The following is a 15,053-nucleotide window of genomic DNA, read 5'->3' on the forward strand; positions in this document are numbered from 1 at the left end:
GGAAGCCATCATCCGCTGGGCCGCGATCGCTGGCATGCTCGCCCGCCTCACCCGAGGCGGACCCGCCACCCGCCAACAACGCCGCACTCTCAACACACCCGACTGACAGACATGCGAAACGCTCACTGAGCGGGTGAAGGCCGAACCCCCGCTGACGACGGCGGCTACTTGCAGGCGATCCCGTCGCCGTCGCGGTCCAGTTTCCGCGAGTACCCGGGGCCGCACCCGCCGCGTCGCCGTGCAGTTCGCGTAGTACACGTCGCCGTTGGTGTCGTCGTAGCCGCCCAGGTCGCCGTTGCCGCCGTTTGGCTTGCAGGCTTCCCCGTCGCCGTCCCGGTCCAGCTCGGGCCAGTAGCCGGGCTCCCCCCTCTAACATCGGGGCGTCGTCGGTCGCCCTGACCGCGTCGCAGTTCTTATGGTAGAGGGCAGGCTTCGGCTTGCTGGTTGAGCTCGGGGTTGGGTTGGCATGTCGTCGGGGGTTGCAAGGTCCCGGCCGTCGAAGTATGAAGCGGAACGAAACTCCTTGCTCAGTGCTGGTCCGGGGAGCAAGCCTCACCAGCCGCGACCTAAGAATCGAGGGCAGTGACCGGAACCCCGCCTGGTTCGCCTCCGACTTCTAGTACCGAATGGCCCCTCACGACGGACGGAGCGGGTACTTGTCTGAGGTGTCCGTCGAGCCCCGACGCCGAAGGTTAATGGGGCTGGCAGAGTACGGCAAAGAATAGCTACAAATTCTCCCCCGAAGCGGCAAGATGCCGACCACCACCCGCCTCAAGGCTAAGCGTGTGAAGCGTTGCATCATGCTGTCACCGCATGATCTGGTGCCTCAAAGAGGTGGGCGGAAAGATAGTCATTTTACCTGAGTCTCGGACTGTTCTTGGCGTAGCTCTTCGAGTATTGCCATATGGGATTCGAGGTCCGGATGGTTAATTCTATAGTCAAGGCTGACAACGATTTCGAGCTCGCGCATAGCCAGGTCGAGCTGTCCCTCTGCCCGGAGTATTGTCGCGCTGTTGTATCGGCTGTTCACCTCACGTGCGTGCTGACCGATTTCCTGTCGGATTGTGGTGGCCTTCTGGTAATGGGCGAGGGCCTGCTGGTGGTCGTTGAGTTTGTAGCACGTGTCGCCGAGGTTATGGAGGGTGTTCGCTTCGCCATTGCGGTCGCCGACTTCCCGTCTGATGGGGAGGCTTTGGTGGTAGTAGGCCAGGGCTCGATGTGGGTCGTCGAGATTGGCGTACGCCCGGCCGATGTTGTTGAGGGTAATAGCCTCTCCGGCGCGGTCGCCGACTTGTCGTCGTATATCGAGTGCTTGGTGAAATGCGGTTAGGGCTAAATGCGGATTCTTGAGTATGTTGTGGCTTCCGCCAATGTTGTTGAGTATAACTGCTTCGCCGATGCGATCGTTGACCTTCCTGGCTATGGGTAGAGCATGTTCATAGTAAGTCAGAGCCTTCTGATGCTGCCCGAGCTCTTCGAACACGCGACCAATGTTGCAGAGGATCGTCGCCTGTCCCGCATGATCGGATATATCTGTAGCGATTAGTAATGCTTGGTGATAGAAGGCCAGGGCCTGTGGTTGTTCGCCAAGCCAGTTGTGCGTGCGGCCAATATTGCTGAGGGTTGCTGCTTCGCCACGACGGTCTCCGGCTTTCCGGTAAAGGTTCAGGGCCCGCTCGTAGCTGCTTAAGGAGTGCCTAACTTGGCCCATGGCTGATTCGGCCGAGCCAAGATCGCAGAACGCGTCAGCGTCGGGGCCGAGGGTCAGGGTTGCGCTTGCCAGAGCTGCAACCTCCCTGAATCGGGATCTGGGCATCCAGGCACCCGCCACCAGATGCCCAACGGTCCGGGCGATCGTAGCTTCTCGGCCTGCGACAGCGAGGCGGTGTATCTCTGCCCACTGGCTGGGGGTAATCATGATGGCAACTCGCTAGTGGGGTCGACGAGCCAGAGTTGGTAGAGGGATCGGGCTGCGGTGGCGCAGGCATCGGTGTGGTCGTCGTCGGTGAGTAGGGGGCGTAGGAGGGGGCGGAGGATGTCAGATACGTAGTAGCGGGGTTGCTGGGTTGCCGGGTCGGTGCCTTGTTCGAGGAGGCCGAGTTGGACGGCGCGGGTGATGTGCGTAGTGGCGTTGGGGTGTTGGTGGAGGGCGTGGACGGTGTCGGCGGGTACGGGGAGTTCGATGACGTTGACCCGCGCGAGCATGGTCTGGAGGTCGGGATGCTGGGAATGGAGAAGCTTCTCCGCGAGAATGTTCTCCCGAAATCGGTGAGCCTCGCTCTCGATGGCGGTGATGAGGTCGTTGATGTCGAGGGTGGCATCGGCGACGATGCGGTCGAGCCAGTCGAGAAGGCGGGGGTTACCGGCGGCGGCTTGGATGGCCCGGGCGCGGATTTCAGGGTCGGTGGGGGAGCCTGGGCGAAGGTTCGGCAGGTTGGCGAGTTTCTTGTCCTGCTCGACGGGGGTCAGGGTTTCCAGGGATTCCACGGTGATCGTGGTGGCAGTTGGGGTTGGGAAGCGGTAGCGGGTGGTGATGATTACCCGGCTGGGGCTTCCGGTGTCGCGGATGGCGGTGAGCAGGGCGGGCAGTATGTCGGCCATGTCGGTCGACAGGATATGGGTGCCGTCGCGTTCGTCGAGGTTGCCGTCTTCGAAGTCGTCGAAAACGAATAGGCAGGGGGTCTGCCCGAGGGGTCCGTCGGCGTGCAGGAGGTGGCGTAGGCGGAGGGCCAGGGGTGCCTTGTCGTTGTCGAGGAGTTCAGTGGCGGCGATCTGCTGCTGGAGGGTGGGCAGAGTGATCTTGGTGGTGAGCTCTCGGAACTTGGTCAGGTCGACGCGGCCGTACCAGACGGCACGTTGGTGGGTGGGCATGCGTTCTAGCAGACGGGATGCGAGGCTGCTCTTGCCGAGGCCACCCATGCCGTGCAGGACGAGGGCCTGTGCGGCGTGGTCATCGGCGGGTTGTTTGAGGGTCCGCAGGCAACGTTGAATCACGCGTCGCCGGCCGACGAACGTCGCGCGGCCGGCGACCCGGGACCGTTGGGTCTGTGGGTCGAGGAATTCCTGTTCGGCGGGGCGGGTCTGTAGGCGTGCTCGGCCTTTGGTGTTCAGCGGGGTGACCATGGGGGCGAGGGGGGAACGGTCGGCGTAGAGGCGCAGCAGGTGCCAGTTGCCGCGTTGGTTGGTGTAGAGGTGGCAACGAGCGTCGACGACGGCCCGGTCGAGTGGTTCCCCGTCGGCAAGTGACCGGTAGAGCTCGGCGGCGAACTCGGTGGCGGAGATGTCGCCTACGGGCAGCGCCCAGCCCAGCACGGCGGGAGCACCGGCCCGAATCAGGCTTTCGCTCATCGAGGGGAGCGTGCCGGCGTCGGGGGAGCTGCCGGTGAGGCAGCCGGAGACGAAGACCAGCCGGGGCCAGTGCCCGGCCATGGCCCGGGCGATCTGATCGGCGGTGGCGTAAGCGAGCCCTCCGAACTCGTTCTCCGTCAGGAACGTGGGTTGACCGTCCTTGATGGTGGCGTGGCCGCTGAGGTGCAGGACGTCGAAGTGGCCCGCGCCGTAGTCCCGGGACAGGAAGCGAAGCCCGTCCAGGGTGCCGCTTTCCTCCACAACCAGATCGGTGGTGGTGCGCGCGGTGGCCGCTAGGATCGCCGCCTCCTCGGCTTCATAGCCGAGCATGGGCTCGACTCCCTCGGGAGACGTCGCCATGAACAGCACCCGCAGGGGTCGGTTCCCCGGGGCGACCGGGCTCTTGAGAGCTGTGTGGGTTCCCACCGCCCTTACCGGAAGCAGCGGAGCGTGACCAGACACGGTCAGGTAAGCGCCGTCAGAGGCGAGGAGCTCCCACGGCAGGTGCCGTAGCCGTCCGGCCGTGGTGATCCGCAACGCTACGCCGGGCGGACGGCCCATCAGAGGGGTCAGCCAGCGTTCGTCACCGTCGAGGAAGACCGCCAGTTGCGTGCCGAGTTCCCGCAGCGGCGGCGCACCGAAAACCCGTTGCGCGAACGCGTCTTGGCTATAATCGCGTTCCACCATTCCGATCAGCCGGTCGATCGCCGCCATATCGATACCCCGGGTCCTCGGTGGGCCCCCGCCGGTCGACAGCCGCAGCTCGGCGTAGTCGGAGGTCTGTTCGAGGATCTCCAACTCGTACGTGTCCATCTCGCCCATTCTGGCCTCCGACCTCATCGCTGCGGAGAGTCGGCCTTCTACAAGGCGATCTCCAACCACCAAATCCCCCCGATCACGCTTGTAGCGGTATTCGAAGGCGACCTGTACCCGGCTGGCAGTGGATGCCTCACACCGCGCGCCCCATCGCGGAGCAATACCGTGACGGTCACCCCGGAAGGACGACGCGAATGCCAGCAGCCCAAGATCGTCTTGGCCGAGCCGAGTCCAGCAAGCACCAACCCTATCCGATTCCGAAACCTCCACAACAGCGCCTAAGCCTAACTCCTCCTCATCTGCTCAAGCTCGACCAGGAACGTACGCATCCGCTCCAACTCCGGATGGCTCGTCTGCTCAGCCAAGGTGACTGCGCGACGCTGTACCTCGACGGCATCGGCCACTCGACTCATCTGCACTAGCAGGTCGGCTAAGTGGGCTCGGACTATCGCCTCTGAACGGCGATCGCCAACGACTTGGAAAATCTTAAGCGCCTCACCCAGAATGTTCTGCGCTGCAGCAAAATTGCCTTGCACTAGTTGAATAGCGCCAATGTTGGCAAGAGTCGTCGCCTCCCCTCCGCGGTCGCCAACATCCCGCCGGATGGGTAGGGCCTGCTGGTAGTAAGTCAACGCCCGTTGCCAGTCTCCAAGGCCATCATATGCGAGGCCGATGTTGGTCAGGGTGGTCGCCTCGCCGGCGCGGTCGCCGACTTCCCGCCGAATGGGTAGTGCTCGCCGGTAGTAGGTCAGGGCCTGCTGCCAATTTTCGACGTTGCTATGCACGAGACCGATGTTGTTGAGGGTGACCGCTTCTCCGGCGCGGTCGCCGACTTCCCGGCGGATCTGGAGGGCATGTTGGTAATGCGTGAGGGCCTGCTGCCAGTCTCCGAGCCTGTTGTGCGAGCCGCCGATGTTGTTGAGGGTGACCGCTTCTCCGGCGCGGTCGCCGACTTCCCGGCGGATCTGGAGGGCATGTTGGTAATGCGTGAGGGCCTGCTGCCAGTCTCCGAGCCTGCTATGTACAAGTCCAATGTTGCTCAGGGATGTCGCTTCGCCCTTGGTGTCGCCGATTTCTCTTCGGATAGATAGGGCCTGGTGGTAGTAGTTGAGGGCTTGTTGCGGGTTTCCGAGTCGGTCGTGTATTCCGCCTATGTTGTTCAGGATGGCGGATTCGCCGTTGGGGTTGCCGATTTCTCTTCGGATAGATAGGGCCTGGTGGTAGTAGTTGAGGGCCTGTTGCGGGTTTCCGAGTCGGTCGTGTATTCCGCCTATGTTATTGAGGGTGGCCGCTTCACTATCGCGGTTTCCGGCCATTCGGCTTATGTGGAGAGAATCTCTGTGGCAGGTAATGGCTTGCTTTACCTCACCAATTCCGGCATACACTAGACCGATATTGTTCAGGATGGACGCTTCTTTGCCGCTATTGCCAGACTCGCGGGCAAGGCGCAGGGCATGTGTGTAGGTATCCAATGAACTTCGGGGTTGCCCTAAGGCAAACTGGGCCCAGCCCAGATGGTAAAAGGCGTCGACGTCTGGGCCAAAGGTCAGGGTCGCGCTTGTGAGAGTCACGACATCTGCGAACCGAGACCTTGGCAGCCAAATTTTCGCTATGCGACTCCCCGAATCCCGGGCGATCGCCGATTCCTGGCCCGCTACCGCGAGGCGGTGTAGCTCCACCCAGCGGGCGAGAGTGGTTTCTGTTTCACCGCGAGCGGGAAGCTGTTCTTGCCGTGATTGACCAGTGTCGGCCACTGAATCTAGGCGATCCATAAGCCTGCTCCCATGTCTCTTCTCTCAACCTTCAGGCCGCGCCAACTAGACGATTGACCCGAAGACCGTAGGATCTGCGTACGCCCAAGGTGGTCGGATAGTCCTCTAACTCTGGTGCCCGCGAGCTTAGTCTCTTCCGGTTGACATCGTCTTCTGAGTGATGCCTTGCTTTGCGCCCACAGTGAGTGTCGGGTATTCGACAGTGAGCTGTCGAGGCCACGTGACAGCTCAGGTGGCATTCCAGGGGTTGCCAGCAGCGATTGACTGCTGCGGTCGCCCACTTCGTTGGCAATCTCGCCGCTGTAATAGCGGGCCTAGAGCCTGCCACCGCGTCAAGACTGCGAGGTCAGTCGGTGTTTGCTCAGCGTAGTTCCCCGTGGTGCGGGGAAGGGTGGGGCGTGGGGGCGTCCGTAGGGTGGTGGGCGTGAGCGATGTGACGTATACCCGCCTTGGTGCTGAGGCTGCTGGCGGGTTGATGGACGAGTTGTGTGAGGTCTACGCGGATGCGTACGGGCAGGTGCCTGGCGAGGATGCGACGGTCAAGGTCGATGCGTTCCGGGGGCGGGCCACGGGGGCGCTGGGTGCGCGGAACTACGAGTTGGTGACCGCGCGGGTGGGGGATGAGTTGGTGGGGTTCGTCTTCGGGTACAGCCTGCGGCAGGATCGGGACTGGTTCGCGGGGCTTCAGCCGGCGCCGGAGGAGGGGTTCACCGACGAACGGGGTGGCGAACGCACGGTGGTCCTGGCCGAGATCGAGGTACGCAAGGCGTGGCAGGGCCGGGGGATCGGGCGCGGCCTGCACGATTCGTTCCTGAGAGGACGGCATGAGGAACGCGCCACGCTGTCGGCCAACCCTGCCGCGACCGCCACTCATGCGCTCTATGAGGGATGGGGCTGGCAGCGGGTCGGTGTCGTTCCTGGAGGTCCCGGTGCCTACTACCGGGAGTACGTCAAGTTCGTGCGCCCGCTGCGCTAGGTGAGGGGCGGCGAGCGGTGGGCGTTGATCGCCTGGTCGAGCTCCCGCACCGCTCGGGTGCGTTTCCACGGGTCGAGGCCGCGCCGCAGTTGTTGCACTCGTTGTTCGACGCGGGGTGTCGACTTCACGGCGGTCAGTTCTAGGACATCAGTGATGGCCTGGCAGGCCAGACCGATGTTCTTCTGACGTGCAAAAGCCTCCGAGCGAAACAGCAATCGGAACGAGCGGTTGTGCAGATTGCCCGGGTCGCCGAGGTTGAGCGCCAGTTCGGTTGCCGCGAGCACCTGCTCAGCTCCGTCGAACTTCAGCAAGTTCTGTGCATTGGTAGCCCAGTAGAAGGATTCGTCGTAGAAGTACCACCAGGACTGGCTGGGGTGGGGGTCGGTGAGTGCTGCTTGCAGTGCGGCGTACTCGCGGTCGAGGGCTTGTTTGGATTGGTGGTTTTGGTTGTCGGCGGTGAGGGCGCGGACGGCTACGTCGGCGGCGTAGGCGCGGGCGTAGGGGCTGCCGGTCTGGTCGGCCCAGGCGGAGGCTGCTGCGGCGTGGTCGATGCCGATGCGGGGTTTGCCTTGCCAGGTGGCGAGGTGGCTCATGGTGCAGAGGATGTAGGTGACGAGTTCGACGGCGCGGGCGTCGTGGGCGGCGGTGCGTGCGTCGTCGTAGAGGCGTTGTGCGGTGTGGTAGTCGCCGGTGTTGAAGCAGAGCCAGCCGGCGAGTTGGGTGAGTTCGGCGTAGGTGGCGATGGCGCGGTCGCGGTGTGGGCCGTGGGGTGCGGCTTTGGCCTGTTGTTCGGCGATGCGCCGGTAGGCCAGGGCGGTGGGGAGGGTGGCGGCAGCGCCGAGGACGTCGCCCTGTTTACGCAGGTTGGGGATCATGGCTTCGCAGTGAGCGAGGGTGGCCGGCTCGAACCGTGCGGGGTCGGTGAGCGTGGGTGCGGCGGTGGCGCTGTCGGTGAAGCCTGCGAGGTCGGTCAGTGGTGCTGTTGCGGCGACGGCGAGTGCGGCGGTCAGCTTGGTCAGCATGTCGCGTCGGGTCTGGGGGTGGGGTACTCGTTGCATCCACATGGTGATGACCTGCGCCAACTCTGCGAAGTTGACCTCCTCGGGTCGGCGGTACAGGCCGGCGGTTTCCGCTTGTGGCGGGGCGTCCGCGTCGGCGCCGGGGCGTCGACCGAGCAGGTCACGAAGCAGGATCTCTGCCTCGCTCGGCACCATGATTTCACCTTGCAGGCCGGGTTTCACCCCCTCGGGCGTGACGGGGGTCGATGCGGTGGCGGAGTCGAGGTGGCGGAAGCTCGGTAGGTCGGCCAGGAGGTCGGCGACGCTGCATTCGTAGAGTTCGGCGAGGCGGGCCAGGTTCTCCTGGGAGGGTGAGTAGCCACCCTTGCCGGGCCAGATCTCCCAGTACGAGAAGCTCTTGAACGACTTGGGTTCGTCGGGCCAGCGCTGGTTCCATTCCTCGGCGGCCTTCGCCTGGCTCCATCCGCGCACGACGCGCAGCGCGACGCGGGGGTTGAGGCGGAACCTGTCGCGGAAGACCTCGGCGGTCTCGACCCATGTTCTTCCCGCTGACCGTAGTTCGGCGGCGAGGCGCGTTTGTTGCTGCCGCAGGCTCTCGGGATTCCCGTCGGTCATGTGCGGCCCTTCCCCGTCAGCCGTGCCCATCGATGGTGCTGCACCACCGTACGCAATTCGGGCCGTCTATGTAACTTCCCCGCGACACGGGGAATTGTGGGGAAGGAAACCTCCCAATGATCACAGGTGGCGGCGTCGGGGCCGCGTCAATGATCGTGGACGCAGTTGCCGGGCGACCGCGTTCCTGCGCCTTCTTCGCATTGCGAAGGATGTGGACCAGTGATGCCCGGAAGGCGTTGTCCGATGGCGGTGTCGAGAGGGGTGGACGTGACGATCCACCGGAGGAAGTGGTTCATGTCCGCGCCTGATCTTGAGCAGTCGCTGACCCCTGCTATCGCTGATCATGAACGGGCGGCGGCGTACTTCTGGTCGTTCATGGTGGATCGGAGTGTGCGGTTTCTGCCAGAGCGGCTTGCGCCGGTGTTCTTCTCGACGCTGGTGGAGGCGATCGCGCACGGTGCCGATCCTGCTGCTTACCGGGCGGGACTGGTGGTGTTGGGCCGGTTGTACCGGCGGTTCGACCTGTATCCGTATCACGGGACGGTGATCGCGGCGGCCGTGGTGGACACGGTGCGGCGGTTCGCGGGGGAGTCGTGGGGGCCGGAGCTGGTCCGGGTGTGGGAGCAGGGTTGTTTCCGGGTGTTGCGTCTGGCCGAGCAGTCCGCCGGCATGCTGGGCGACGGCCCGCAGGTGATGTTCGGTGTGGTGGAGTCGGTGGTGTCGGCGTCGGGGTGCGTCGCGGTGGTGACGGTGCGTCCGGTGCGGCGGCTGCACTACTTGCCGGGTGACGCTGTGCCGGTGTGTTCGCCTCGGTTGCCGGGGAGGTGGCGGTGGTTGTCTCCGGCGAACGCGCCGCGTCCGGACGGGACGGTGGAGTTCCACGTCAGTGTCGTTCCTGGTGGTGTCGTCTCGCCCGTGCTGGTGAGGCAGGTGACGGCGGGGGAGTTGCTGTGGTTGGGGCCGCCGTGTGAGGTGGGCTTGTCGTTGGCGGCGGCCGGTGATGCCGATCTGTTGCTCGTTGCTGGGGGTACGGGGCTTGCGCCGTTGCGGGCGTTGGTGGAGCAGGTTGCGGCCTCGCCGGGTGGGCGGCGGGTGACGTTGGTGGTGGGTGTTCGCAGGTTGGGGGGTCTGTATGACGCGGCGGCGTTGGATGGGTTGCAGCGGGAGCATGGTGAGTGGTTGACGGTGGTGGTGGTGCTCTCGGGCGACGGTGGTGCCGATCCGGTTGCTCGGGGGAGTTTGCTGGGGTCGGTGCTGCACCACTACGAGGCGGGGCAGGCGGTGTTGGTGTGTGGGCCGCCGGAGTTCGTCCGGGAAGCGCGGACGTGGCTGCCGATCGGCGGTGTCGAGCCTGACGACCTGCACGTGGCGGTGACGTTCCAGCGGGGGTTCGACGTGGGTGCGTGGGCGTCGCGACAACGTCACACCGACACCGCGGTCGCCGAGACGTCCGAGGACAGCGGCGCTGACGGTGGGTCGGGGGTGGCGTCGTGACGCGCACGGAGGTGGTACGTCGCGCCTCGGCTGCGGACCTCGACGCGCTGTCGGTGCTCGTCGCGGAGGCGCTGTCGGATGGTGCGGTGGGTGGCTGGCTGGTGCCGGATGCCGCCGAACGACCCGAGGTGCTGGGCCGGTATGCGCGGCTGCTGGTGTCATGGGGGCTGGAGCGCGGCCAGGTCGACACGACCGGGGACCGTTCGGCGGTGGCGGTGTGGCTGCGACGGCCGGAAGTGCCCGTGCCGGCGGCGGCGTGGATGTATGACCTGCACCAGGCCCTCGGCCCGTACGCGTCCCGGTTCGCACTCTGGCACGCCTACCTCGACGCCGTGGTCCCGCACGTCCCCCACGCCTACCTGGCGCACCTCGCCACGCGTCCCGGCCACGACGACACCGCGCGGACGTTGCTGACCGCCCACCACCGGGTCCTCGACGCCGAAGGACTCCCCGCGTACGCGGAGGTGCCGGGTGGTCGTCCGAGGGAGAGCCTGCTGGCCGCGCTGGGGTACGAGCCGAGGTCACCGATCCTGCTGGAGCCGGGCGGTCCCGCGCTGTGGCGGATGTGGCGCCCCGGCCCCGGCCGGTCGTGTGGCGGGCTTCCCCCACGGGCCCGGCTGCGCCGTGGCGTGACCCCGCTACGTGGCCGGCTCCTCCCGACACCGCCGCGTTCTCCCTGACCGTTCTCTCTGACCGCGCCCGGTAGTGCGTCACCCCTGATCAGTAGCTGGCGGAGGCCGTGTGGCCCGCCAGTCCCACCCGTGCACCCACTGTCCGAAGAAAGGGCTTGTCTCATGTTGACCGTTGTCGAGCGTCCGGTGGTTATGGTTCCGCCGCGCAGGCGTGCGGCGGGTTGGTGGTTGCCGCCCTGGCTGACCCCCACCCGCACCCGCCCCACCACCCCCGCCCGCGCGGACGACGCGGGCACCGAGCCGCAGGTGCACCTGTGGGGGTACGCGCTGCGCCGGGAGTGGCCGGACGGCACGCACGACCTGTTCGGGTTCACCCCGCGCGCCGACGTGGCGTTGCGGCGACTCGACCGCGACCGCAGCTACTGGCGCACCGGCCCGGTACGACCCACCGCCGTGTACCTGGTGCCGGTGCACGCCGCCGACGTCACCACCCACCCGGTACGGGACTGCCGTAAGCCGTCGTGCCCGGACGTCCCGCAGCGGGGGCAGCGATGAGCATGCACGAGCAGGTGGCTCTCGCCCGCCGGACGATGACCCCGACCAGTTTGTCGATCTTCGGTGCGGCGGCGTCCGCGCCGATGGTGGTCCTCGCCGGTGGTCTGGTCACCACCTACGCCACGACCCGGGTGACCGCCCTACCCCTCACCTTCGTCCTGGTGACGGGTGTCGTCGCGTTGTTGATGGTCGGCTACACGGCGCTGGCCCGGCAGGTCGGGCACCCGGCGGCCTACTACGGCATCCTCGCCCACAGTGTCAGCCGCAGTTGGGGTGTCGCCGCCGGCCTGGTCGCCCTGGTCGCGTACACGGCGATCCAGACCAGCCTGTACGGCCTGTTCGGGGCGACCCTCGCCGCCCAACTCGGCGGCACCTGGTGGGTGTGGGCCGGCATCGCCTGGGCCGTCGTCGGCGCACTCGGAGTACGGGCGATCGCCTTGTCCACCTGGGTCCTCGGTGGGGTCCTCACGGTGTCGCTGCTGATCGTCGGCCTGTTCGTCGCCGCCGGCCTCGGCGCGCCGGCCGGCGGGACGGTGTCGTGGGAGGGGTTCGACGCCTCCGGTCTGGCGGTCGGGGGGATCGGTGGGGCGGTGGCGTTGTGCGTGGCCGCGTTCATGGGCGTCGACGCCCCCGGTTCGTTCGTGGAGGAAGCCGTCGACCGCCGGTCGATCGGCCGCGCCACCATCACCGCCGTTCTCGTCCTGGGTGGCGTGTATGCCGCTGCGGCGTGGGCGATGGGCGTGGCCGTCGGCCCGGACACGGTCGCTTCCCGCGCGGCCGATCCGTCCTCCGGCCTGCCGTTCACGATCCTCGAACCCGCCGGGACGGCGTGGGTGGGTGTTGCCGGGGTGGTGCTGGTGTTCGCGATCGTCACGTCGATGTTGGCGTTCCACAACGTGATCGCCCGGTACGTGTTCGCCATGGCCCGCGAAGGTGTCCTCCCCACCGGTCTCGCCCGCACCGACAGCACGACCCGGGTCAGCGCCCCACGCGGCGGGTCTCTCACCCAGACGGCGGTGGCGGCACTCGTCGTCACGGTGTTCGCGGTCGCCGGGGTCGACCCGGTGGCGGTGATGTTCACCTGGCTGTCGACCCTCGGCGCACTCGGCCTGCTCTGCCTGCTCCTCGCCGCCTCGATCGCCGTGCTGGCCGCCTCACCCGCCGTGCGGGGTGAACGCTCCGGAATCTGGCAGTGGAGGTTCGCACCCGTGCTGGGGGTGATCGGCGGGTCGGTGGTCCTGGTGGCGATGGTCGGCAACGTCGGCTCGCTACTCGGGGCCGCACCCGGATCACCGTATCCGCTGCTGCTCCCGGCGATCCTCGCCGCCACCGCTACCGCAGGCGGCATGTGGGCCGCGCACCTGCGCCGAACCCGACCTGACGTCTACGCCGGCATCGGTCATGGCACCCCGAAGACGCATGCCGTGCCCGACGCCCTGCACATCTCCATCTGAACCCCGAGGAACACCCCGACCATGAAGACCTACACCGCCCACACCCCAGCGGCACAGGGCTACCGCAGCAGTGACCCGCTGGATCCCGCCTGGCGGCCCGAACCTCCACGGCCGACGCCACCACCCGGCCCCCGCCGACCGGCGGACCACCAACCCCCACCGGGTCCCCGCCTGATCCAGCCGGCCCCGCCGGACTACCGCATGCCCGACGAGCGACCGTATCGCCGGGACGCCCCCGTCCACGTGGCCCCGCCCGAGCACACCCCTTCACCCCCGCAGCCGGGGGAACCCGACGACAGGGTGTCGGTCGAGGCCCGGTGGTGGGCCGACCTGCGGCAGCAGATCGTCTACCGGGCGAAACGCCTGAACACCGGACACATGATCGAAGCCGACCAACGCTACGGACACCGCGACGCGCTCAGCCCGCACGGGGTGATGCTGTTCTTCGTCTCCGACGCCCCCGCCCAACCCCACGGCTACCACCTGCACACCGCCTACCGGCTGTGGCTGGCCTCCCCCGAATCCCAGCACCTACCAAGGTTGCTGGCCGACCTCACCGAGGTCGTCACCGACAGCATCACCCGGGCCGGGGCGGCGGGCCGCCGGTGGCATCCCCTCGGCCCGCAGGGGTCGATGGTCAACGGCGGCGACATGACCCTGCCCGCCGGGGCCGTCTACGTCGGCATGGGCGTGACGACCCTCGACTCCGACCAGGGCCGCTGGCAGCAACTCGCCCGGACCCTACGCTCCTCGGGCGACGACCGTCGCCGTTCGGTGTTCGACCTCAAGGGCCAATGCTTCGTCCTACTCACCGACGGCACCGCCCTGCACGTCGACCGCGACCCCCACGCCCCGATCGGCGCGGACGGTGTCCGCTGCACCAAACCCCTCGACCCCGACCGGGTCACCCACTACAACCCCCACGCACACCTCACCGACCAGGGCGACGCCGTCACCCGGGACACCTGGACGCAGCTCACCCGCCTGCACCGCACCCTCCCCGGGCACCTCCTCGCGGGACGTCCGGCATGACCCACACCCCCACCCCCGCGCCCGCTCGCCTGCGTGGTCTCGCCGAGGCCGCGGACCTCGGCCATACGCCGGTTGACATCACCGCGGTCCTGGACCACCTGATCGCCGAAGCCGACACGGCCGCGCCGACGAGCATCGGGTTCCCCGGCGCGGTCGACCTCGACCACCGAGAGGTGATGGCCCGCCTCGGCCACCGCCTGTGGAACAACATCGGCGACCCCACCGACACCAGCGGCACCCCCCACACCCGCATCCTCGAACAAGCCGTCATCGCCTGGCTCGCCGACACCCTCCACATGCCCACCCACGACCGGTGGGGCTACGTCACCACCGGCGGCACCGAAGGCAACCTCTCCGCCCTCCACACCGCCCACCGCCGCCTCCCCACCGCCCGCATCTACTACTCCACCGCCGCCCACTACTCCATCCCAAAGATCATCGAAATGCTCGGAGCACGCGGCGTGGTCGTCAACGCGGGTGCGGACGGGGAGATGGACTACGACCACCTCGCCCTCCGCATACGCCGGCACCGGCGGTGGCCGGCGATCGTGGTCGCCACCGCCGGCACCACCATGACCGAAGCCGTCGACGACACCACCCACATCCGGGCCGTCCTCGACTCCTTCGAGGTGCCGGGCCGGCATGTGCACGTCGACGCGGCCCTGTCCGGCATCCCCCTCGCCCTCGACGGGCGGCTCCGCCTGGACGACGACAGCGGCATCGGCAGCGTCACGGTGTCGGGGCACAAGTTCCTCGGGGTACCGACACCGTGCGGGGTGGTCCTCATCCGCGACAGCCTCCGCCGCGAAGGTGCCCCGGTCACCTACACCGCGACGCTCGACTCCACCGTGACCGGGTCCCGGTGCGGGCTGGCCGCCGCCCTGCTGTGGCACGCCATCGCCACCCACGGCCGGGAAGGACACCGGTGGCGGGTCAGCGAAGCACGCCGTCTCGCCGCCTACACCGTCGACCGGCTCACCGCCGCCGGCTGGCCCGCCTGGCGACACCCCCACGCCTTCACCGTCGTCCTCCCCACCCCACCCGCCGCAGTGCGGGCGAAGTGGCTCCTGGCGACCGACGCGGACGTCAGTCACCTCATCTGCATGCCCGGCGTCACCCAAGGCCAGATCGACGCCTTCGTCACCGACCTCACCGACGCCACCGGGCCGGGTTCAGGCCCGGGTCACCCACACCTGCCGAGGTCGATCCCCAGGCCCCGGCGAACGTCTTCACCCACCGCTGGCATCGGCACCCCTTGATCCACTGCTTGCCACCCCGCCGCCCCGGCTCTTCCGAGCCCCGGCTTGCCCGCGTCTCGGCGCACCTGCTCACCGCGGTCC

At 67.2% G+C, this 15,053-nt stretch carries 11 protein-coding genes and 2 pseudogenes; 7 read left to right on the forward strand and 6 right to left on the reverse strand.

What is annotated here, in order from left to right:
* Positions 1–164: 164 nt before the first annotated feature.
* The 5 genes and pseudogenes from H1A17_RS35850 to H1A17_RS18725 all read right to left on the reverse strand — a co-directional run.
* Positions 165–221 (reverse strand): annotated as a pseudogene (locus tag H1A17_RS35850) (excalibur calcium-binding domain-containing protein); the annotation flags it as partial.
* Positions 222–312: 91 nt separating this feature from the next.
* Positions 313–369, reverse strand: a pseudogene (locus H1A17_RS35855) (excalibur calcium-binding domain-containing protein); the annotation flags it as partial.
* A gap of 481 nt (positions 370–850) precedes the next feature.
* Positions 851–1,918, reverse strand: a complete 1,068-nt coding sequence (locus tag H1A17_RS18715) for a tetratricopeptide repeat protein (RefSeq protein ID WP_194822481.1) — start codon at positions 1,916–1,918, stop codon at positions 851–853.
* Positions 1,915–4,161, reverse strand: coding sequence for a CHAT domain-containing protein (locus H1A17_RS18720; RefSeq protein WP_228543800.1), 2,247 nt, complete (start codon positions 4,159–4,161; stop codon positions 1,915–1,917). Before H1A17_RS18720 ends, H1A17_RS18715 begins: the two co-directional genes overlap by 4 nt.
* 287 nt (positions 4,162–4,448) lie before the next feature.
* A complete protein-coding gene (locus H1A17_RS18725; protein WP_309236802.1) occupies positions 4,449–5,918 on the reverse strand; it encodes a tetratricopeptide repeat protein in 1,470 nt (489 codons plus the stop codon).
* Between the two features lie 442 nt (positions 5,919–6,360).
* On the opposite strand from H1A17_RS18725, the gene H1A17_RS18730 reads away from it, so the two are divergent.
* Complete coding sequence (locus H1A17_RS18730; RefSeq protein WP_309236803.1) at positions 6,361–6,912, forward strand: GNAT family N-acetyltransferase; 552 nt, start codon at positions 6,361–6,363, stop codon at positions 6,910–6,912.
* Here the strand turns inward: H1A17_RS18730 and H1A17_RS18735 are convergent.
* A complete protein-coding gene (locus H1A17_RS18735; protein WP_194822483.1) occupies positions 6,909–8,546 on the reverse strand; it encodes a helix-turn-helix transcriptional regulator in 1,638 nt (545 codons plus the stop codon). The two genes, H1A17_RS18730 and H1A17_RS18735, sit on opposite strands and share 4 nt — an antisense overlap.
* Positions 8,547–8,789: 243 nt before the next feature.
* On the opposite strand from H1A17_RS18735, the gene H1A17_RS18740 reads away from it, so the two are divergent.
* The 6 genes from H1A17_RS18740 (at position 8,790) to H1A17_RS18765 (ending at position 14,972) form a co-directional block, all read left to right on the forward strand.
* Positions 8,790–10,040: an FAD-binding oxidoreductase gene (locus H1A17_RS18740; protein ID WP_228543802.1), complete on the forward strand. Its 1,251-nt coding sequence runs from the start codon at positions 8,790–8,792 to the stop codon at positions 10,038–10,040.
* Positions 10,037–10,720 carry an N-acetyltransferase gene (locus tag H1A17_RS18745; protein ID WP_309236804.1) on the forward strand — a complete coding sequence of 228 codons (684 nt, stop codon included), beginning with the start codon at positions 10,037–10,039 and terminating at the stop codon, positions 10,718–10,720. The genes H1A17_RS18740 and H1A17_RS18745 overlap by 4 nt, the downstream gene beginning before the upstream one ends.
* 180 nt (positions 10,721–10,900) lie before the next feature.
* Entirely contained in the window at positions 10,901–11,227 is a 327-nt protein-coding gene (locus H1A17_RS18750) for a hypothetical protein (RefSeq protein ID WP_194822484.1), read from the forward strand.
* A complete protein-coding gene (locus H1A17_RS18755; protein WP_194822485.1) occupies positions 11,224–12,681 on the forward strand; it encodes an APC family permease in 1,458 nt (485 codons plus the stop codon). The genes H1A17_RS18750 and H1A17_RS18755 overlap by 4 nt, the downstream gene beginning before the upstream one ends.
* 201 nt (positions 12,682–12,882) lie before the next feature.
* On the forward strand, positions 12,883–13,713 hold the full coding sequence (locus tag H1A17_RS18760) for a hypothetical protein (protein WP_228543803.1): 831 nt from the start codon (positions 12,883–12,885) through the stop codon (positions 13,711–13,713).
* The gene (locus H1A17_RS18765) at positions 13,710–14,972 is read left to right on the forward strand and encodes a histidine decarboxylase (RefSeq protein WP_194822486.1); all 1,263 of its coding nucleotides are present in this window, start codon (positions 13,710–13,712) and stop codon (positions 14,970–14,972) included. The genes H1A17_RS18760 and H1A17_RS18765 overlap by 4 nt, the downstream gene beginning before the upstream one ends.
* The last annotated feature ends 81 nt before the right edge of the window (positions 14,973–15,053 follow it).

It is taken from the genome of Micromonospora sp. S-DT3-3-22 (genome assembly GCF_015354745.1).
GTDB classification, from domain to species: Bacteria; Actinomycetota; Actinomycetes; order Mycobacteriales; family Micromonosporaceae; genus Micromonospora; species Micromonospora wenchangensis.

Bases quoted from the DNA above. Each gene is read 5' to 3' on its own strand.
- H1A17_RS18715 (WP_194822481.1), bottom strand. From the start codon at position 1,918: ATGATTACCCCCAGCCAGTGGGCAGAGATACACCGCCTCGCTGTCGCA.
- H1A17_RS18720 (WP_228543800.1), bottom strand. From the start codon at position 4,161: ATGGACACGTACGAGTTGGAGATCCTCGAACAGACCTCCGACTACGCC.
- H1A17_RS18735 (WP_194822483.1), bottom strand. From the start codon at position 8,546: ATGACCGACGGGAATCCCGAGAGCCTGCGGCAGCAACAAACGCGCCTC.
- H1A17_RS18740 (WP_228543802.1), top strand. From the start codon at position 8,790: ATGGCGGTGTCGAGAGGGGTGGACGTGACGATCCACCGGAGGAAGTGG.
- H1A17_RS18755 (WP_194822485.1), top strand. From the start codon at position 11,224: ATGAGCATGCACGAGCAGGTGGCTCTCGCCCGCCGGACGATGACCCCG.
- H1A17_RS18760 (WP_228543803.1), top strand. From the start codon at position 12,883: ATGCCCGACGAGCGACCGTATCGCCGGGACGCCCCCGTCCACGTGGCC.
- H1A17_RS18765 (WP_194822486.1), top strand. From the start codon at position 13,710: ATGACCCACACCCCCACCCCCGCGCCCGCTCGCCTGCGTGGTCTCGCC.